Below are 20,332 nucleotides of genomic sequence, written 5' to 3'. Positions count from 1 at the left end.
ACGAAAGGCCGTACAGGGACTGCCCTGTACGGCCTTTCGTGTGGGAAATCCTGGTGCGTTCGCTCAGAGCGAACGGTCCGTGGGCCCCGGATCGCTGCCCCACTCCACCTGCGGTCCGTCGAAGTGCGCGGCGTGCCGGGGCGGGCGGGCGGCGGCGCCGAGGACGAAGACGTCCTCCGCGCCGTCGAGGACACCGCCCGAGGGGTCGTCGTCGCCGGCCCGCCGCACCACGTCCCGTTCCGGCATGAGGATGTCGCGCAGGACCATCGCGCACAGGTACGCAGTGCCCATCAGATGCAGTCCGATGGCCCAGTGGTATCCGTCGGTCGGCAGGCCCTTGTGGGCGTTGCCGCTGGTCGTGTACGCGAGGTACATCCAGATGCCCAGGAAGTACGCCACCTCGCAGGCCTGCCAGATCAGGAAGTCCCGCCACTTGGGCCGGGCCAGCACGGCCAGCGGCACCAGCCACAGGACGTACTGCGGCGAGTAGACCTTGTTGGTGAGGATGAACGCGGCGACGATCAGGAAGGCGAGCTGGGCGAAACGAGGCCGGCGCGGGGCGGTCAGAGCCAGCGCGGCGATACCGGCGCAGCTCAGCAGCATCAGCAGGGTGGCCAGTGTGTTGACGGTCTCGGTGCTCAGCGGGTCGCTGGAGTTCTGGGCCATGATCAGCCAGAAGGAGCCGAAGTCCACGCCCCGCTCCTGGCTGAACGTGTAGAACTTCGACCAGCCGTCGAAGGCGAAGAGCATCACCGGCAGGTTCACCACGAGCCAGGAGACGACGGCGCCGCCCAGGGCCTTGCCGAAGTCCCGCCATTTACCTGCCCGCCAGCACAGCACGAACAGTGGGCCGAGCAGGAAGACGGGATAGAGCTTGGCGGCCGTGGCCAGCCCCAGGAGGACACCGAACGCGAGCGAGCGGCCCCGCGCCCACATCAGCATCGCGGAGGCCGTCAGAGCGACCGCCAGCAGGTCCCAGTTAATGGTGGCGGTCAGCGCGAAGGCGGGCGCCAGAGCGACCAGCAGACCGTCCCAGGGGCGACGGGCGTGCGTCCGGCTCACGCAGACGACGATGACGGCCGCGCAGACCATCAGCATCCCGGCGTTGACCATCCAGTACCACTGCTCCTGGTCCTGGATGCTGCCGCTGCCGGGCGTCAGCCAGGCGGCGACTTCCATGAACACACCGGTCAGCACCGGGTATTCGAGGTACTGCATGTCGCCGGGGAGCTTGTCGAAGTAGGGGACGAGTCCGTCGGCGAACCCGCGCCCCTGGTACAGGTGCGGGATGTCCGAGTAGCACGCGTGGGTGTACTGGGAGCTGGCGCCGAAGAACCAGCCGCCGTCATAGCAGGGCGCCTTCTGGACCAGGCCCAGCGCGAACACACCGATGGCCACGAGAGCGATGACCCGGACAGGGTTCCACCAGGACGTCCCCAGCAGAGCGCGTCGCCCGAGAGGGCCACCGATCAACTCGCTGCCACTCCTGGCGACCTCGTCGTCCTTGGTCGGACGCACTAGATCCGACTCGTGCACGCTCGCTGGCGTCGATTCAGCACTGGGCATGCCGCACATCCTGCCGTACGAGGCTAGGTGTACGCCGAGGGCCGCCGCACCTGGTGGGTACGACGGCCCATGTTTCACGTGAAACACCCTCGACGGGTCATACGGCGCTAACCGCCCGATCCGCCGAAGAGGCCTCCGTTGCCATTGCCGTTGGTTCCGTTCTGATCCGTCGCTGTGGCCGTGGGTGTCGAGGTCACACCCCCGTCGGTACCACCGTTGTCCGTACCACCCGTCTCGTCGCAGTTCTTGAAGAACCGGCAGGTCTCGCTCGCCGTCGGCGACGGAGTGATGAACGACGGGGTGGGCGTCGGGGTCGGAGTCGGAGTGGCCGTCTCGGTCTCGGTGGGCGTCGGAGTGGGCGTCGGGCTCGGTTCCTCATTGACGATCTCACCGATGGGCTCCGGCGTCGGGAAGTCGATCGCCTTCTCGCCCTTCAGCGCCTGCTCCATGTAGTCGTGCCAGATCTCGGACGGGAACGAGGCACCGTGGATCTTCTCCTGGCCGCCCGTGCCGTACATCTCCAGGAACGTGCGGTTCTTCTTGGTCTCGTCGTCGTCCAGCCGGAACATGGTGATCGCCGTGGACAGCTGCGGGGTGTACCCGACGAACCAGGCGGACTTGTTGCCGTCGGTGGTACCGGTCTTGCCGGCCACGTCACGACCGGTGAGCTTGGCGTTGGTACCCGTGCCCTTGTCGACCACGGTCTTGAGCACGTCGGTGACGTTGTCGGCGACCTTCTTCTCGAAGGCCTGCTCGGGCTTCGCCTCGTGGGTGAAGACCTCCCCGTCCTTGCTCGTGACCCGTTCGACCGAGTACGGCTCGTTCTGCTTGCCGCTCGCCGCGAAGGTCGCGTACGCGCCAGCCATCCGGATCGCACTGGGGTCGGAGATACCGATGGAGAAGGACGGGAATTTGGTGCCGGCCAGGCTGTTCTCCTTGAGGCCCGCGTCCGTGGCCGCCTCCTTCACCTTGTCCAGGCCGACATCCATGCCGAGCTGCACGAAGGCGGAGTTCACCGACTCCCGCATCGCCTCACGAAGGTCGATCTGGAACTTGGGCGGAGAGCCGTAGGACTGCTTGCCGTCGTTCTCCTGGAGCCACTCCTTGCCCTCCTCGTTCTTCCAGATCGAACCGTCGTAGTTCTTGATCTTGAGGTTGTTCTTCCCGCTGAACAGGCTCTTCGCGTTGACGACCGTGCGCTCGTCCTGCGCCTGGCTCTCACCGAGATCGGGGTCGCGCACGCCCCACTTCATCGCCGCGGCGAGCACGAACGTCTTGAACGTCGAACCGACCTGGGCACCGGTCGAGTCACAGTTGTTGGTGAAGTGGCTGGTCGCGTCCTCGCCGCCGTAGCAGGCCCGGATCGCACCGGTGGACGGTTCGACCGACGCCCCGCCGAACTGGACGAAGGTGTCCTTCGTCGGCCGCTTCTTGGGGTCGATGTTCTCCTTGCGGACCTTCTTGACCGCTGCTTCGAGCTCGCCGACCTTCTTCTTGTCGAAGGTCGTGTAGATCGAGTAGCCACCCTGCTGAAGCTGGTCGGCAGTGATGATCTTGTTATTGACCAGATAGGCCTTGGCAAGGTCGACCAGGTAACCGATCTGACCCTTGAGCTGCGTGTTGGAGCGGGGGTTCTGCACCTTGGGAAGCGAGGTGTACTTGGCCCGGTCTACCGCGCTGAGATGGCCGTACTCGACCATCTTGTTCAAGGTGTCCTGCATCTGCCTGAGGGCCCTCTTTTGGTTGGCCTCAGGTGTGGCGTTCGCGGGGTCGATGGAGGTCGCACCCGCCGGGTCGTAGTACGTGGCGCCCTTCAACGTGGCGGCCAGAAAGGCGCACTCGCCCGGGTTCAGGTCCTTGGCGTCCTTGTTGAAGTACGCGCGCGCGGCTGCCTGGAGGCCGTAGGCGTTGCGTCCGTAGTACGCGGAGTTCAGGTACTCCGCCATGATCTGGTCTTTGTTGACCGTGGCTCCCACCTTGACGGAGATGAAGATCTCCTTGAATTTGCGCGTGACGGTCTGGGACTGGTCGTTCAGGAGCGCGTTCTTGACGTACTGCTGGGTGATGGTGGAACCACCCTGAGTTTCGCCGCCCCTGACCATGTTGAACACGGCGCGCGCGATGCCCTTGGGATCAATACCGCTGTCGGTGTAGAAGGTCTTGTTCTCCTGCGAGACGACGGCGTACTGCATCGCCTTCGGGATCTGCGCGAGGTTGATGATCTGGCGGTTGGTCTCACCGCCGGTGGAGACCATCTCGCTGTCGTCGGACCAGTAGAAGACGTTGTTCTGCGCCGTCGCGGTCTCGGCAACGTTCGGAACGGACACGAGCGCGTAGCCCACGCCCGCGACGGCGACCAGGCCGCCGATGAAGCCGATGAACAGCCCCGTCACCAGCTTCCAGGACGGCACCCAGCGCGCCACGCCGTACTTGCCCGCGCGCGGATAGTCGATGAACCGCTTCCTGCCGGGGTCGGAGGCGCGACCCCGACCGGTGGGCGCTCCACGCCGGGTTCCGCGGACCGGCTCCGCCCCTCTGCGGCGACCACCGCCGCTCGTGCTTCTCTGTGCCGCACGGCGGGCCTCAGCGCGGCTGCCGTACGGACGTTCCTCGCCTCCCGGACCGTAAGCAGCCGACTCCTGGGAGCTTGTCCCATAGGAGTCGGCAAGAGACCCGGTGGCGCCTCGCGGAGCCGCGCGGCGGCCGGAGGACGAGCCGGACTGGCCGCGTCGGGCCGCGGCACGTCCGCCTCCCTGCGGCTGCGGCGGTTTGCGACGGTGCTCGCTCATCGAACGACTACTCCTCGGGCAGGCGCACCCTTGCGCGCCTGGAAACGGCGGCTGGTTTCCGGTCCCCCCGAAGTACGGATGCGGTCGGTCGCGCATTCATCCGTACTGCACGGGGGCAGCGACGCCCCCCAGGCGTCACTCGCTTCCCGGTGGTGTGCATGCCGCACAGACTACGCACCGTCAAAACCCACCGAGCCCCGAAGTTCACCCCAAATCAGGCAACTTGGTTCTCATGAATCATTGATGTGATCCCGTTCACCGTCCCCCCACTTGTCGCTGCCGGAAGGCCGTTCTATCGTCTTGATGTATCGAGTCGATACATCGGTGCGAGACAGTGACGAGGAGGCGACGATGAGCCGGCGTTCCGGGATCCTCGAATTCGCCGTGCTCGGCCTGCTCCGTGAGTCCCCGATGCACGGCTACGAGCTGCGTAAACGCCTCAACACGTCACTGGGTGTGTTCCGGGCCTTCAGCTACGGCACGCTCTACCCCTGCCTCAAGACGCTGGTCGCCAACGGCTGGTTGATCGAGGAACCGGGGCACACCTCCGAGGACGCCCTCGCGGCACCACTCGCAGGGCGTCGCGCCAAGATCGTCTACCGGTTGACGGCGGAAGGTAAGGAGCACTTCGAGGAGCTGCTCTCGCAGACGGGTCCCGACGCGTACGAGGACGAGCACTTCGCGGCTCGTTTCGCCTTCTTCGGGCAGACCTCACGCGACGTCCGCATGCGAGTCCTCGAAGGCCGGCGCAGCCGGCTGGAGGAGCGCCTGGAGAAGATGAGTGCCTCGCTGGCACGCACCCGGGAGCGCCTCGACGACTACACGCTTGAGCTCCAGCGCCACGGGATGGAGTCCGTGGAGCGCGAAGTGCGCTGGCTGAACGAGCTCATCGAAAGCGAGCGGGCCGGCCGGGACCTCAAGGGCCCCGGCAAGGGAGAAACCACTCGCGACACCACAGAGGGAGCGCCGGGCGTCCTGCCCCGGCCCGGGGACAACCCCGGGCCGGATACGCCCGGCGACACCGCCACGTGAGGTCCCTGCCAGGACCTCACTCGTACACACAGGGAGCACCCGGAATGGGTTCGGTTCGCGTAGCCGTCGTCGGCGTGGGCAACTGCGCTGCGTCGCTGGTTCAGGGAGTCGAGTACTACAAGGACGCCGACCCGGCGTCGAAGGTCCCCGGGCTGATGCATGTCCAGTTCGGCGACTACCACGTCCGTGACGTCGAGTTCGTCGCGGCGTTCGACGTCGACGCGAAGAAGGTCGGTCTCGACCTCGCCGACGCCATCGGCGCCTCCGAGAACAACACCATCAAGATCTGCGACGTGCCGAACACCGGCGTGACCGTCCAGCGCGGCCACACACTCGACGGCCTCGGCAAGTACTACCGCGAGACCATCGAGGAGTCCGCAGAGGCCCCGGTCGACGTCGTCCAGGTTCTCAAGGACAAGCAGGTCGACGTCCTCGTCTGCTACCTGCCCGTCGGTTCCGAGGACGCGGCGAAGTTCTACGCCCAGTGCGCCATCGACGCCAAGGTCGCCTTCGTCAACGCCCTCCCGGTCTTCATCGCCGGCACCAAGGAGTGGGCGGACAAGTTCACCGAGGCCGGCGTCCCGATCGTCGGTGACGACATCAAGTCCCAGGTCGGTGCCACCATCACGCACCGCGTCATGGCGAAGCTGTTCGAGGACCGCGGCGTCGTCCTGGACCGCACCATGCAGCTGAACGTCGGCGGCAACATGGACTTCAAGAACATGCTCGAGCGCGAGCGCCTGGAGTCCAAGAAGATCTCCAAGACGCAGGCCGTCACCTCCCAGATCCCCGACCGGGACCTCGGCGCGAAGAACGTCCACATCGGCCCGTCCGACTACGTGGCCTGGCTCGACGACCGCAAGTGGGCCTACGTCCGCCTCGAGGGCCGCGCCTTCGGTGACGTCCCGCTGAACCTGGAGTACAAGCTCGAGGTCTGGGACTCCCCGAACTCCGCCGGTGTCATCATCGACGCCCTGCGCGCCGCGAAGATCGCCAAGGACCGCGGCATCGGCGGCCCGATCCTCTCGGCCTCCAGCTACTTCATGAAGTCCCCGCCGGTCCAGTACTTCGACGACGAGGCCCGCGCGAACGTCGAGAAGTTCATCAAGGGTGAAGTCGAGCGCTAAGGCTCACTCAAAACGCTCCTGCCAGGGCTACAGAGGGTCCCCGGGTGGTATCGCCCGGGGACCCTCGCCGTATGTGAGGCTGTGCCCCATGCCCGTCGTCCGCGATCTGCGTGTCCTTCTCCGCTTCCGGGACTTCCGACGCCTGCTCACCGTGCGCCTGCTCTCCCAGGGCGCGGACGGCGTCTACCAGATCGCTCTCGCCGCATACGTCGTCTTCTCTCCCGAGAAGCAGACCTCGGCCACCGCGATCGCCTCCGCCATGGCGGTCCTCCTGCTCCCCTACTCCCTGGTGGGCCCCTTCGCCGGTGTCCTGCTGGACCGCTGGCGCCGCCGACAGGTCTTCCTCTACGGCAACCTCGTGCGCGCCCTGCTGGCATCGGCGACAGCCGTCCTGATCCTGAGCGACGTCCCGGACTGGCTCTTCTACGTTTCCGCCCTGTGCGTCACCGCGGTCAACCGCTTCGTCCTGTCGGGCCTGTCCGCGGCACTGCCTCGTGTCGTCGACGAGGAGCGGCTGGTGATCGCCAACTCCCTTTCCCCGACCGCTGGAACGCTCGCCGCGACCGCGGGTGGCGGCCTCGCCTTCGCCCTGCGACTCCTGGTCGGCGACTCCGACGCGGCCGTGGTGCTGCTCGGCGCCGGGCTCTATCTGTGCGGCGCCCTCGCCTCGCTGCGCATGCCACCGGAACTGCTGGGCCCCGACCGCGAGTTGATCCAGCCGCGTCTCGGCACAGCGCTGGCCGGCTCCGCCCGTGACCTGGTCGCCGGGGTGCGGCATCTGGCGGCACCTTCGCGTCGGTCCGCCGCCCGGGCTCTCGGCGCGATGTCGCTCATGCGCTTCTGCTACGGCGCTCTGCTCGTCATGGTGTTGATGCTCTGCCGGTACGCCCTGACGTCCGATCCCCGTGACGGACTCGCTCTGCTGGGGCTCGCGTTGGGGATCTCCGGCGCCGGTTTCTTCGCCGCAGCCGTCATCACACCCTGGGCCGCGGGGAGACTCGGTCCCGAGCGCTGGATCGTCGTGTGCGCGGCCGTCGCCTCGGTACTGGAGCCCGCCCTCGGACTCCCCTTCGCCACCGCTCCCATGCTCATCGCCGCGTTCGTCCTGGGCCTGGTCACCCAGGGCGCGAAGATCTCCACGGACACGATCGTGCAGTCCTCCGTCGACGACGGATTCCGGGGCCGGATCTTCTCCGTCTACGACGTGCTGTTCAACATCGCTTTCGTGGGCGCCGCCGCCGTAGCCGCGCTGATCCTGCCGCCGGACGGCCGCTCGGCAACCCTCGTGATCGCTGTCGCCGTCATCTACGGGGCAGTAGCTCTGGCGATGGCAAAAGAACGGAGGATGGCGACGAAACGATGAGGGGGCGATGTTTCACGTGAAACACCGCCCGCCCGGTCGACGTCCACGGGGCATGTTTCACGTGAAACATGCCCCGGTTTCACGGCCTGGTCCCACCTCAGCCTTGCTCGGCCCACCAGGCCTTGAGCGAGGCCACCGCCTCGTCGTACTCCATCGGCCCGTTCTCCAGACGAAGCTCCAGCATGTGCTTGTACGCACGGCCCACCGCGGGGCCGGGGCCCACGGCGAGGATCTCCATGATCTGGTTGCCGTCCAGGTCGGGCCTGATCGAGTCCAGCTCCTCCTGCTCCTGGAGCTGAGCGATCCGCTCCTCCAGCCCGTCATACGCACGGGACAGCGCGGCCGCCTTGCGCTTGTTCCGGGTCGTGCAGTCCGAACGCGTCAGCTTGTGGAGCCGGTCGAGCAGTGGACCCGCGTCGCGCACATAGCGGCGGACCGCCGAGTCCGTCCATTCCCCGGTGCCGTAGCCGTGGAAGCGCAGATGGAGTTCGACGAGCCGGGAGACGTCCTTCACCAGTTCGTTGGAGTACTTGAGCGCCGTCATCCGCTTCTTGGTCATCTTCGCTCCCACCACCTCGTGGTGATGGAAGGAGACCCGGCCGTCCTTCTCGAACCGGCGCGTGCGCGGTTTGCCGATGTCGTGGAGCAGTGCGGCCAGGCGGAGAGTGAGGTCGGGCCCCTCCTTCTCCAGTGCGATGGCCTGTTCCAGGACGATCAGCGTGTGCTCGTAGACGTCCTTGTGACGGTGGTGCTCGTCGCTCTCCAGACGCAGGGCGGGCAGCTCGGGCAGCACGTACTCGGCCAGACCGGTGTCCACGAGCAGGGCCAGGCCCTTGCGCGGGTTCGCGGACAGGATGAGCTTGTTCAGCTCGTCCCGGACCCGCTCCGCCGAGACGATCTCGATACGCCCGGACATCTCCTTCATGGCAGCCACGACCTCGGGGGCCACCTCGAAATCGAGCTGAGCCGCGAAGCGAGCCGCCCGCATCATCCGCAGCGGATCGTCGGAGAAGGACTCCTCGGGGGTGCCGGGCGTGCGCAGTACACGTGCCACGAGATCCTCGAGGCCGCCGTACGGATCGATGAACTTCCTCTCCGCGAGGGCGAAGGCCATCGCGTTGACCGTGAAGTCCCGCCGGACGAGGTCCTGCTCGATGGAGTCGCCGTACGACACCTCGGGCTTGCGGGAGGTCCGGTCGTAGGCCTCGGACCGGTAGGTGGTCACCTCTACCTGGTAGCCGTCCTTCTGTGCCCCGACCGTGCCGAAGGCGATGCCGACCTCCCACACGGCGTCCGCCCACTTCTTGAGGATCTTCAGCACATCCTGCGGGCGGGCGTCGGTCGTGAAGTCGAGATCGTTGTCCGGCCGGCCCAGCAGAGCGTCCCGGACCGGCCCTCCGACCAGCGCCAGGGAGAAACCGGCGTCCTGGAAGCGGCGAGCGAGGTCGGCAGCGACGGGAGGGAATCGCAACAGTTCGTCCACCGTGCTGCGATGCTCCTGGCTGAGGACACTGAGATGGGTTTCGTCGGCGTTCGGCACAACAAAAGAGGGTACGTGGCCCGGGCGGCCCGGAGCGCCTCCATTAAACGTGCACAGAGTCGTCATCCGGACCTGCACAAGGTCTGCTCCGGAGACGCACGGGTGCACTCCTCTTTATACGTGCACATTCAGGACAGCGCGGCGCTGTCTCCCGATCTTGTGGACCAGTCCGCGGCACTTCCCCTCAGCGCGCATCGTTACCATGCGTGGACGCACATTCCGACGACCACTGACGACGACGAGGGACGGGCGAGCGCGTGGCCGAGGCGGCAGACTTCCAGGGGACCGGTCCCTCACCTGCCCGCCGCTGGCTGCGGCGCACCGGGGCCCTGCTGGCAGGGGTGCCGCTCCTGGCCGGCCTCTGCCAGCTGCCCGCCGCAGCACCGGCCCAGGCCGCCGACGACTCCGGCTCGGTCTCCGTCGCCGTCGACACCCTCAGCCCCAGCGCGCCTACGGACGGTGACACCGTCACCGTCTCGGGGACGGTGACCAACAACGGCAAGCAAGCCGTCACGGCCGCGCATGTGGGTCTGGGGGTGGGTCCCGAGCTCACCACCCGCTCCTCGATCGACCAGGTCACCGCGGACAGCGACTCCCTCCAGGGCCAGACGGGGTCCGAGGTCGGCGGCAAGTACGTCGCGAAGTTCGCGAAGCTGACCCCGGGCGTCGCCCAGCCCTTCTCCATCTCCGTCCCGGTCGACGAACTGGACTTCGGCGATGCCGGGGTCTACCAGTTCACCGTGTCCCTCTCAGGCAAGACGGCCGCGCAGCCCTGGGACCGGATGCTCGGCGTCCAGCGGACCTTCCTGCCCTGGCAGGACGACGAAGCGGACCCGAAGACGAAGACGACCTTCCTGTGGCCGCTGATCTCCAGCGTCCACATGACGGCGGAGACCGGGTCGAACGCTCAGCAGACGCCGGTCTTCCTCAACGACGACCTCGCCGAGGAGATCTCGGCGGGCGGCCGGCTGGACCAGATGCTGTCGCTGGGCGAGGGCCTCGACGTCACCTGGGTGATCGACCCGGACCTGCTAGCCTCCGTCGACGCGATGACCCGCAGCTACCGCGTGCAGGGTGCGGGCGACACCACTACCCCGGGCACCCACCAGGCGGTGGCCAAGCAGTGGCTGGCGAGACTTCAGCGAGCGGTGGAGGACCAGGAGGTCGTCGCGCTGCCCTTCGCCGATCCCGACCTCGCCTCCCTCGCCCACAACGGCACGAGCGTCACCGGCTCGCTCAGCCACCTGGACGAGGCCACCGACGTCGCGGTGACCACGGTGAAGACCGTGCTGCATGTGACACCGAGCAGCGACTTCGCCTGGCCCGTGAACGGCGCCGTGGACCCGTCGATCGTCAAGGTCGCCACCTCCGCGGGCGCCGACAAGGTGATCGCGCGCAGCGACAGCCTCCAGGAGACCGGTGGCCTGTCGTACACGCCCTCCGCCGCCCGTCCCATCGGCGGCGGCACGACGGCGGTCGTCGCGGACGCTCGACTGTCGACGGCGTTCCAGGGCGATCTGACCAAGGCGTCCGCCACGACACTCGCCGTCCAGCGGTTCCTCGCGCAGAGCCTCGCTCTCGGGCTCCAGACGAACAAGCAGCGCAGCATCGTCGTCGCCCCGCAGCGCATGCCCACGGCGAGCCAGGCCTCCGCCATGGCCGAGGCGATCAACGCGCTGCAGAGCGGGAACTGGTCCGAGACCCAGAAGCTCACCGCTGCGGCCGCGGCCAAGCCCGACCCCGGCGCCACCACCAAGGTGCCCCGGGCCTCCGCCTATCCCTCCGCGCTGCGCAAGCAGGAGCTGCCGAAGGCGGCCTTCCAGCAGATCGCGAGCACCCAGAGCAAACTCGACAACCTCAAGGTGATCCTCTCCGACCAGTCCCGCGTCGTGACCCCTTTCGGGCGGGCCATGAACCGCGAGATGTCCACATCGTGGCGGGGCCGTCCCGGCGAGGCGAGCAGCTTCCGGGACGATGTCGAGTCCTACCTCGACGGACTGACCTCCCAGGTCAGTCTGATCGACAAGTCGGAGACCAAGCTCTCCGGCCGCAGCGCCACCATCCCCGTGACGGTCCAGAACAATCTGGTCCAGGGTGTGGAGCACCTGAGACTGCGACTGACCTCACTGAGCCCGAACCGGCTCGAGATCGGCGGCTCCTCCTTCTACGAGCAGCCGGTCGAGGTCTCGGGCGGCCACAGCCAGACGGTGAAGTTCACCACCACGGCCAACGCCAACGGCCAGGCCTCGGTCGTCGCCCAGCTCTACACGGAGGACGGCCAGCCGTACGGCAAGGCGGTCCGGTTCGACGTCAAGGTCACGGAGTTCACGGCCACGGTGATGCTGGTCATCGGCGGCGGTGTTCTGCTGCTGGTGCTGGCAGGATTCCGGATGTACACCCAGCGCAAGCGCGCGGCCGCCCGTGAGACAGAGCAGAACGGCCCCGACGACGAGACGGGCGAGGCGGTGGACGGCCCGGAGAACCCCGAGGGCCGTGAGGACCGTCTCACCAAGGAGTCCGGCACCGCCGGGCCCGGGGCGGACAGTCCCGAGCAGCCGAGTGACCTGACAGCGGACACCGCAGCCGAAAGCGCCGACCCGTCCGGCACGGGTGAGAGAGTGGACCGTTGAGGATGTCGTGGCCGGTGGGCCGGGGACGATGAGGTGGGGTAACCATGAACGCGCCGTACGAGGGTGACAGCCAGGGCGCGGGCAGCTCGGGTCGCCCCGAGGGCCCGCCGCCCGAGCACGGCCAGGTACCGCCGCAGTCACCCGCGGACATGTACGTCCAGGACGCCTACGACCAGGACCCCTACCGGGGACAGGACCTCCACGCCCAGGACCCGGTCGCCGAGGCCCTCTACGACCGTGCCGCGCACCCCCCGCCGCCGCCCGGCACCTACCCGCCCCAGCAGCCCCTGTACTCCCAGCCGCCCCAGTCCCCGTACGCCCCCGACCCGCAGGTGTGGGCACAGACGCCGGCGCCCGAGCCGGAGGGGCCGACGCAGTACCTGCCGTACGGCGACAACCCGCGCACCACCCAGTTCGTGGGCGTCGACGACCTGGTCACCCAGGCCGGCGAGGAGCGCCACGAGCCGGACGCCTTCGCGCACCTCTTCCGTGACCAGCAGCAGGGCGGTGGCCGCCCCACGGACCCTCCGTCGGTGCCCGGACCGGCCCCGGCTCCTGGCGGGCCGTCACAGGCTCCGCAGTTCCAGGCACCCGTGGCTCCCGCGCCCTCGGCCGACGAGACCATGAACCTCGGTACGGCGCCGGCCTCGGCACAGACGGCCTCCGAGGCCCCGGCGGCTCCCGCCGCTCCCGCCGCTCCCGCCAAGAAGGGCGGGAAGGCGACGGGCCTGCTGAAGTCGAGCGCCGTGATGGCGGCCGGCACGATGGTCTCCCGGCTCACCGGCTTCGTGCGCTCGGCGCTGATCGTGTCGGCGCTGGGCACCGCCTTCCTGGGCGACTCCTTCCAGGTGGCCTACCAGCTGCCGACCATGATCTACATCCTCACCGTCGGCGGCGGCCTGAACTCCGTCTTCGTGCCGCAGCTCGTACGCGCCATGAAGGAGGACGACGACGGCGGTGAGGCCTTCGCGAACCGCCTCCTGACGCTCGTCATGGTGGCCCTCGCCGCGCTCACCGCCATCACGATGTTTGCGGCGCCGCTCCTGGTGCGCGCGCTCTCGAACTCGGTGGCGTCCAACCCCGCGGCCAACGACGTGGCCATCACCTTCACCCGTTACTTCCTGCCCTCGATCTTCTTCATGGGCATCCACGTGGTGATGGGACAGATCCTCAACGCACGCGGCAAGTTCGGCGCGATGATGTGGACTCCCGTCCTCAACAACGTCGTCATCATCGTGACGCTCGCGATGTTCCTGTGGGTGTACGGCACCGCCTCGCACTCCGGCATGAGCGTCACGAACATCCCGCCGGAAGGGCAGCGGCTGCTCGGCGTGGGCATCCTGCTCGGTCTCGTGGTGCAGGCCCTCGCGATGATCCCGTATCTGCGCGAGACCGGATTCCGGCTGCGGCTGCGCTTCGACTGGAAGGGCCACGGCCTGGGCAAGGCCGCGATGCTCGCCAAGTGGACCATCCTGTTCGTCCTCGCCAACCAGGCGGGCGCGCTCGTCGTCACCCAGCTCGCCACCGCCGCCGTCGCCGACACCAAGATCCCCGGCACCGGTTTCAGCGCCTACGCCAACGCCCAGCTGATCTGGGGGCTCCCGCAGGCCATCATCACCGTCTCGCTGATGGCCGCGCTGCTGCCGCGCATCTCGCGCTCCGCCGCCGAGGACGACGCGGGCGCGGTACGCGACGACATCTCCCAGGGACTGCGCACGACAGCGGTCGCGATCGTGCCGATCTCCTTCGGCTTCCTGGCCCTCGGCATCCCCATGTGCACGCTCATCTTCGGCTCGTCGGGCACCGGTGCGGCCACCAACATGGGTTACATGCTGATGGCCTTCGGCCTCGGCCTGATCCCGTACTCGGTCCAGTACGTCGTCCTGCGTGCCTTCTACGCCTACGAGGACACCCGGACGCCCTTCTACAACACCGTCATCGTGGCGGCCGTCAACGCCGCTGCCTCCGCCGTCTGTTACGCCGTTCTGCCGCCTCGCTGGGCTGTGGCCGGCATGGCCGCCGCCTATGGTCTGGCGTACGCGATCGGCGTGGGCGTGGCCTGGCGCCGCCTGCGCAAGCGTCTCGGCGGAGACCTGGACGGCAGGCGAGTCCTGCGGACGTACGCCCGGCTCTGCATCGCGTCGGTTCCGGCGGCTCTGCTCAGCGGGGCGGCCTGCTACGGCATCGCCCACACCCTCGGTCAGGGCGTGGTGGGTTCGTTCGCCGCGCTGATCGTGGGCGGGGCGGTCCTGCTCGGGATCTTCTTCGTCGCGGCACGCAAGATGCGCATCGAGGAGTTGAACTCCCTGGTCGGCATGGTCCGGGGGCGTCTGGGGCGCTGAGCCGGGGGTACGCGCACAACCATCGTCCGCCACCGTGTGTCGTGCATAGCGGCGGACTGTGGGCACAATTGGATTCTGCGTCGCACGGCGCGCATTGAATGGGGAGGCAGGGAACGACGGTGGCGGAACGGAGCACGGCTGCCGTCGACGTGGCAGACAACAGCGGTGACCCACCGCTGACCGCCAAGGCGGACCAGTCCACGGCCGACGGCGTGGCCAAGAACCGGGAGCGGGACACGGAAGACGTCGAGGCACAGGGGAGTGGCGGGACCGAGAGTCCTGGCAAGGCGTCACCGCCGGAGCTGCACAGCGGTCACAAACTCGCCAGACGCTACCGTCTCGAGGAGTGCGTCACCCGTCTGGACGGGTTCAGCAGCTGGCGTGCCGTCGACGAGAAACTCCGTCGGGCCGTGGGCGTGCACATCCTGCCTGCGGACCATGCGCGGGCGCGTTCCGTCCTGGCCGCGGCCCGTTCCTCCGCGCTCCTCGGCGACCCCCGGTTCGTCCAGGTCCTGGACGCCGTCGAGGAGAACGACCTCGTCTACGTCGTCCACGAGTGGCTGCCCGACGCGACCGAGCTGACCACGCTCCTCGCCTCCGGCCCGCTGGAGCCGTACGACGCCTACCAGATGGTCAGTCAGGTGGCCTCCGCGATGGCCGCGGCCCACCGAGAGGGCCTCGCGCACCTGCGACTGAACCCCAACGCCGTGCTGCGTACGTCGAGCGGCCAGTGGCGCATCCGCGGCCTGGCCGTGAACGCCGCACTGCGCGGCGCCAGTTCGGAGACCCCGCAGCGCGCGGACACCGAGGCGATCGGCGCCCTTCTGTACGCGGCGCTGACCCAGCGCTGGCCGTACGAGAGCGACGCCTACGGCCTGGCCGGTCTGCCCAAGGACGTCGGTCTGATCGCACCCGACCAGGTGCGGGCGGGTGTCCACCGCGGGCTGTCCGAGCTGTCGATGCGGGCGCTCGCCAATGACGGTGCCACCGCCTCCCGGCACGAGTCGGCGTGCACGACGCCCGAGGAACTGGTCAAGGCGATCGAAGAGATGCCCCGCATCCGCCCGCCGGAGCCGGCGTTCACCGCGCCGCCGGAGTACCAGCGCACGACGTACCAGCAGGGAACCTACGGCCGCCCGGCACCGCACCCCGGTGTCACCCAGCCGGTGATCCCCCCGCCGCCACCCCTCCAGAGCCGCACCGGCCGCGCCCTGAAGTGGGCCGTGTCGGCCCTCCTCATCGCCGCGCTGGGTCTGGGCAGTTGGCAGCTGGCGGACGCGCTGATGGATCGGGGCGGCAGTTCGGACGACAACCAGAGCCAGACGACCGACGACGGCGACAAGAACAGCACCGCGCCGAAGCCGACGAAGCCGCTCAGCATCGAGGACGCCCAGGAGTTCGTCGCCCAGGGCGACGCCCAACACCCCAATGACGTGAAGCTGACGTACGACAACAGCATGACCACGGGCTGGCGGACCAGCAGCTACAAAAACGGCCCGAAGATAGTGATCAAGCCTGGCGTCGGCATCGTCTACGACCTCGGTGCCTCCCAGGAGGTGTCGGCCGCGACCCTGTCGCTCCGGTACGGAGGCAACTACACGGCAGCCTCCCTGTACGCCGCCGACTCGCTCACGCCGTCCTCCCTGGACGCCATGACCAAGATCGGCTCGGTCAAGACCGACGACACCACGGCCACGATCAAGGTCGGCAAGCCGGTGAAGTCGCGGTACCTGCTGGTCTGGCTCACCGCGATGCCGTACTCCGGGGAAGATTCCACGAACTACAGCGATGCCGGATACAAGCAGGCCATCACCAACGTGAAGTTCACCGGCTGAGGCTGCACCACAGACAAGGGGAGGGGGTCCGATGGCAGATGACACCGCATACGGCGACACCAGCGATCAGGACCTCCTGGCCCTTCACGTGGACGGCGATCCCGACGCCTTCGGTGAGCTCGTACGGCGCCACCGGGACCGGCTCTGGGCGGTAGCCCTCCGGACGCTCGGCGACCGCGAGGAAGCCGCTGACGCCGTTCAGGACGCCCTCGTGTCCGCCTACCGGGCCGCCCACACCTTCCGGGGACAGTCCGCCGTCACGACCTGGCTGCACCGGATCACGGTGAACGCCTGCCTGGACCGGGCCAGAAAGGCCGCCTCGCGCAAGACGTCCCCGGTGGACGACACCGAGCGCCTGGAGCAGCTCCTGGAGCCGCACGAGTCCGCCTCGGCGCCGGCGGAGCGCAACGACCTCCACCGACAGCTCCTGGAAGCGCTCGGCACGCTCCCGCCCGACCAGCGCGCCGCCCTCGTCCTGGTGGACATGCAGGGCTACCCCGTCGCCGAGGCCGCCCGCATGCTCGACGTGCCGACCGGCACGGTGAAGAGCCGCTGCGCCCGGGGAAGAGCAAGACTTCTCCCCCTTCTCACCCATCTGCGGCCGGAAAGGGCCGGAGACGGCAGAGAAGGGGACGCCGGACGGAACCGCCCGCAGGGGACATCCGTCCCACCCGCAGCGGCACCTCCGTCAGGAGGCCCGCCGGACTCGGGATCAAGCGATTCAGCTGCAGTGAAGGGCGGAGGTGGGCGAGCGTGACTTCCTCGACAGACACAGCCGGGCACCCGGATGTCGCGGAGATCTCCGACCTCACCGAAGGCCTCCTCCCCGATTCCAGGACTGCGGACGTACGTCGGCATCTGGACGAATGTGACCTCTGCGCCGACGTCCACGCGTCGCTGGAGGAGATCCGCGGACTGCTCGGAACGCTGCCGGGCCCGCCCCGCATGCCCGCCGATGTAGCCGGCAGGATCGATGCCGCTCTGGCCGCCGAAGCCCTGCTGCAAGCCACGGCTCCTGATGCGGTGAACGCCCCGGCGCCGGTCGAGAGCGCGCATGTTTCACGTGAAACATCGCCCCCCACCGATCGCCCCACGGGACACGCCCGATCCACCACCACCGGCCCCGGCCGCAAGGGCAGGAAGAGGAGCAGCCGCCGCAGCACCGCTGTCCTGGGTGCCGTCTTCGCAGTCGCCGCTCTGGGCTTCGGTTCTGTTCTCCTGGCATCGCTGGATGACGGCAAGACGTCCGACGAAGGTCAGGTCTCCGCGGCCGACACCTTCTTCGACAGCACCCTGGAGAAGCAGGTCTCCCAACTCCTCACCCCAGGCCGGTCCGCCACCGGCGGTTCCCGTTCTCCGCAGGACGACATGGGAGCGGCAACCAACCCCGGCCAGAACCAGCCCTTCATCAAGAAGCAGCCGGTCGTCCCCCCGTGCATCCAGAAGGGCATCACCACCAAGGGCACGGCCCTCGCGACCAAGAACGGTGTCTACAAGGGCACCGACGCGCTGCTCGTGGTGCTGCGCGACCCCTCCGACAGCAGCCGAGTCACCGCCTACATCATGGACGCGTCCTGCGTGAAGAAGGCGCCGACCAGCACCGCGAAGGTTCTGCAGAAGCAGTCCTACGCGCGCTCCTGAACGCTGACGCTTCGTCTTAGCCGTGCGTGGTATTTCGTACGGTGTGGCCTCTCCGTGTGCCCGGACACACCGGGAATGCGCGCCCCTTAGGATCCGTTGGGTGGGGTGAGAGTTCTGAAAGGGGCTCCACCGGTCCGACGACGCAGTCCAGAGACGAGGAACCAAGCCGTGAGCGACGTCCGTAACGTGATCATCATCGGCTCCGGGCCCGCCGGCTACACGGCGGCGCTCTACACCGCGCGCGCGTCGCTGAAGCCGCTGGTGTTCGAGGGCGCCGTCACCGCCGGTGGCGCCCTGATGAACACCACCGAGGTGGAGAACTTCCCCGGCTTCCAGGACGGCATCATGGGCCCCGAGCTCATGGACAACATGCGCGCCCAGGCCGAGCGTTTCGGCGCCGAGCTCATCCCGGACGACATCGTCAGCGTCGACCTGACCGGCGAGATCAAGACCGTCACCGACACCTCCGGCACGGTCCACCGGGCGAAGGCCGTGATCGTCACCACCGGATCGCAGCACCGCAAGCTCGGTCTGCCGAACGAGGACGCCCTCTCCGGCCGCGGTGTCTCGTGGTGTGCCACCTGTGACGGCTTCTTCTTCAAGGACCAGGACATCGCCGTGATCGGCGGCGGCGACACCGCGATGGAGGAAGCGACCTTCCTCTCCCGCTTCGCCAAGTCCGTGACGATCGTCCACCGCCGGGACACCCTGCGCGCCTCCAAGGCGATGCAGGAGCGCGCCTTCGCCGACCCGAAGATCAAGTTCGTGTGGGACAGCGAAGTCGCCGAGATCCAGGGCGACCCGAAGCTGTCCGGTCTCAAGCTGCGCAACCTGAAGACCGGCGAGCTGAGCGACCTCGCGGTCACCGGCCTGTTCATCGCCATCGGCCACGACCCGCGCACCGAGCTCTTCAAGGGCCAGCTCGACCTGGACGGTGAGGGCTACCTGAAGGTGGAGGCGCCCTCGACCCGCACCAACGTGACGGGCGTCTTCGGCGCCGGTGACGTCGTCGACCACACCTACCGCCAGGCGATCACCGCGGCCGGTACGGGCTGCTCCGCCGCACTCGACGCCGAGCGTTTCCTCGCTGCCCTCGCGGACGAGGAGAAGGCGGAGCCCGAGAAGACCGCTGTCTGACCCCCATCCCCGCCCCACCGCACCAACCAGTTAAGGAGCCCGCCGTGGCCGGCACCCTGAAGAACGTGACCGACGATTCCTTCGAGCAGGACGTCCTCAAGAGCGACAAGCCTGTCCTGGTGGACTTCTGGGCCGCCTGGTGCGGTCCGTGCCGCCAGATCGCGCCGTCGCTGGAGGCGATCGCCGCCGAGTACGGCGACAAGATCGAGGTCGTCAAGCTGAACATCGACGAGAACCCGGGTACGGCCGCCAAGTACGGCGTCATGTCCATCCCGACGCTGAACGTCTACCAGGGCGGCGAGGTCGCCAAGACCATCGTCGGTGCCAAGCCCAAGGCTGCGATCGTCCGCGACCTCGAGGACTTCATCGCCGAGTGACGTTTCACGTGAAACATGAAGGGGCCGGTCCGCGAGGACCGGCCCCTTCATCGTGTGTCCGTCACAGTGGCCGCAGCGCCGGCTCCTTCTGTACCGCCCCGAGAAGCCGGTCCAGCGCCATCTCCACGTCTTCCTTCCAGGAGAGCGTGGTACGCAGCTCCAGCCTCAGCCTCGGGTACGCAGGATGAGGCCTGACCGTCTTGAAGCCCACCGCCAGGAGATGGTCTGCGGGAAGCAGACAAGCGGGCTCCTTCCAGCGGGCGTCACCGAAGGCCTCGATCGCCCTGAAGCCCCGCCGCAGCAGGTCCTTGGCCACCGTCTGCACCATCACCCGGCCCAGCCCCTGTCCCTGGTAGCCCGGCATGATGAACGACGTCATCAGCTGGACGGCATCCGGAGAGACGGGGCTCGTGGGAAAAGCCGTCGACCGGGGGACGTAGGCCGGAGGCGCGTACAGAACGAAGCCGACCGGAACATCGTCGACGTAGACGACCCTGCCGCAGGATCCCCAGTCCAGCAGGACGGCGGAGATCCAGGCTTCCTTCTCCAGGGCCGGTGTCCCCGCCTTTACCGCGGCTTCTCCACTGACTGGGTCCAACTCCCAGAAGACGCAGGATCGGCAGCGCTTGGGGAGGTCCGGAAGGTTGTCCAGCGTGAGCGGTACGAGCCGACGCCCCATGAAGGCTGTTCCTCGCTTCCTTCGCCCGCCGCATCGCGGGCGGCCGTCAGAGCGCTCCGTTCCCTGAGCAGGCTGCCGACGAACCCGCCGACCGCCCCCAGTCCCAGGCCTGCGCTCACCAGTCCGCTTCGGCTCATCGTTCGCACGGCCCCTGCCTCCCCTCAGAGGTACTGCCGGGTGGATGTGCCGCACCCACTCGCATCGTATCCACACACCGATTCCATCGATACCGCCTGAAAGCAAAGAGCGGGCCGTGTCCGGTACACACCGGACA

Annotated in this window: 14 protein-coding genes; 10 read left to right on the top strand and 4 right to left on the bottom strand. The window is 68.1% G+C overall.

The genetic code is table 11. From position 1 onward, the window contains the following. Nucleotides 1-63: 63 nt before the first annotated feature. Nucleotides 64-1,566, bottom strand: a complete 1,503-nt coding sequence (locus ACFULQ_RS17275; protein ID WP_383544287.1) for a glycosyltransferase family 87 protein — start codon at nucleotides 1,564-1,566, stop codon at nucleotides 64-66. Nucleotides 1,567-1,673: 107 nt separating this feature from the next. Next, nucleotides 1,674-4,355 (bottom strand): transglycosylase domain-containing protein, encoded by a 2,682-nt coding sequence (locus tag ACFULQ_RS17270; RefSeq protein ID WP_383544285.1) that lies wholly within the window; start codon nucleotides 4,353-4,355, stop codon nucleotides 1,674-1,676. A gap of 351 nt (nucleotides 4,356-4,706) precedes the next feature. On the opposite strand from ACFULQ_RS17270, the gene ACFULQ_RS17265 reads away from it, so the two are divergent. The 3 genes from ACFULQ_RS17265 (at nucleotide 4,707) to ACFULQ_RS17255 (ending at nucleotide 7,877) form a co-directional block, all read left to right on the top strand. After that, nucleotides 4,707-5,387, top strand: coding sequence for a PadR family transcriptional regulator (locus ACFULQ_RS17265; protein ID WP_383544282.1), 681 nt, complete (start codon nucleotides 4,707-4,709; stop codon nucleotides 5,385-5,387). A 44-nt stretch (nucleotides 5,388-5,431) separates the two neighbouring features. Then, complete coding sequence (locus tag ACFULQ_RS17260) at nucleotides 5,432-6,514, top strand: inositol-3-phosphate synthase (protein WP_383544279.1); 1,083 nt, start codon at nucleotides 5,432-5,434, stop codon at nucleotides 6,512-6,514. Nucleotides 6,515-6,602: 88 nt separating this feature from the next. Continuing rightward, nucleotides 6,603-7,877 (top strand): MFS transporter, encoded by a 1,275-nt coding sequence (locus ACFULQ_RS17255; RefSeq protein ID WP_383544276.1) that lies wholly within the window; start codon nucleotides 6,603-6,605, stop codon nucleotides 7,875-7,877. 97 nt (nucleotides 7,878-7,974) lie between these two features. On the opposite strand, the gene ACFULQ_RS17250 is transcribed toward ACFULQ_RS17255, so the two are convergent. Beyond that, complete coding sequence (locus ACFULQ_RS17250) at nucleotides 7,975-9,417, bottom strand: CCA tRNA nucleotidyltransferase (RefSeq protein WP_383544273.1); 1,443 nt, start codon at nucleotides 9,415-9,417, stop codon at nucleotides 7,975-7,977. A 257-nt stretch (nucleotides 9,418-9,674) separates the two neighbouring features. On the opposite strand from ACFULQ_RS17250, the gene ACFULQ_RS17245 reads away from it, so the two are divergent. The 7 genes from ACFULQ_RS17245 (at nucleotide 9,675) to trxA (ending at nucleotide 19,379) form a co-directional block, all read left to right on the top strand. Beyond that, nucleotides 9,675-12,047: a DUF6049 family protein gene (locus tag ACFULQ_RS17245; protein WP_383544270.1), complete on the top strand. Its 2,373-nt coding sequence runs from the start codon at nucleotides 9,675-9,677 to the stop codon at nucleotides 12,045-12,047. A gap of 44 nt (nucleotides 12,048-12,091) precedes the next feature. Next, nucleotides 12,092-14,389, top strand: a complete 2,298-nt coding sequence (murJ, locus tag ACFULQ_RS17240; protein ID WP_383544267.1) for a murein biosynthesis integral membrane protein MurJ — start codon at nucleotides 12,092-12,094, stop codon at nucleotides 14,387-14,389. Between the two features lie 119 nt (nucleotides 14,390-14,508). Then, the gene (locus tag ACFULQ_RS17235; protein WP_383544264.1) at nucleotides 14,509-16,224 is read left to right on the top strand and encodes a protein kinase family protein; all 1,716 of its coding nucleotides are present in this window, start codon (nucleotides 14,509-14,511) and stop codon (nucleotides 16,222-16,224) included. A 31-nt stretch (nucleotides 16,225-16,255) separates the two neighbouring features. After that, on the top strand, nucleotides 16,256-16,981 hold the full coding sequence (gene sigM / locus ACFULQ_RS17230; protein ID WP_383544261.1) for an RNA polymerase sigma factor SigM: 726 nt from the start codon (nucleotides 16,256-16,258) through the stop codon (nucleotides 16,979-16,981). After that, nucleotides 16,978-17,865, top strand: coding sequence for an anti-sigma factor family protein (locus tag ACFULQ_RS17225; RefSeq protein ID WP_383544258.1), 888 nt, complete (start codon nucleotides 16,978-16,980; stop codon nucleotides 17,863-17,865). Before sigM ends, ACFULQ_RS17225 begins: the two co-directional genes overlap by 4 nt. Before the next feature lie 168 nt (nucleotides 17,866-18,033). Beyond that, a complete protein-coding gene (trxB, locus tag ACFULQ_RS17220; RefSeq protein WP_062025665.1) occupies nucleotides 18,034-19,002 on the top strand; it encodes a thioredoxin-disulfide reductase in 969 nt (322 codons plus the stop codon). Nucleotides 19,003-19,046: 44 nt separating this feature from the next. Continuing rightward, nucleotides 19,047-19,379: a thioredoxin gene (trxA, locus tag ACFULQ_RS17215; RefSeq protein WP_003991504.1), complete on the top strand. Its 333-nt coding sequence runs from the start codon at nucleotides 19,047-19,049 to the stop codon at nucleotides 19,377-19,379. 61 nt (nucleotides 19,380-19,440) lie between these two features. Here trxA and ACFULQ_RS17210 read toward each other — a convergent pair whose 3' ends face one another. Then, nucleotides 19,441-20,058 carry a GNAT family N-acetyltransferase gene (locus ACFULQ_RS17210; protein ID WP_383544253.1) on the bottom strand — a complete coding sequence of 206 codons (618 nt, stop codon included), beginning with the start codon at nucleotides 20,056-20,058 and terminating at the stop codon, nucleotides 19,441-19,443. Between the last annotated feature and the right edge of the window lie 274 nt (nucleotides 20,059-20,332).

This window comes from Streptomyces sp. NPDC057253, assembly GCF_042669125.1.
GTDB lineage: Bacteria > Actinomycetota > Actinomycetes > Streptomycetales > Streptomycetaceae > Streptomyces.
The sequence above is the reverse complement of the archived record's forward strand: the minus strand, read 5'-3'. Positions and strand labels throughout refer to the sequence as shown.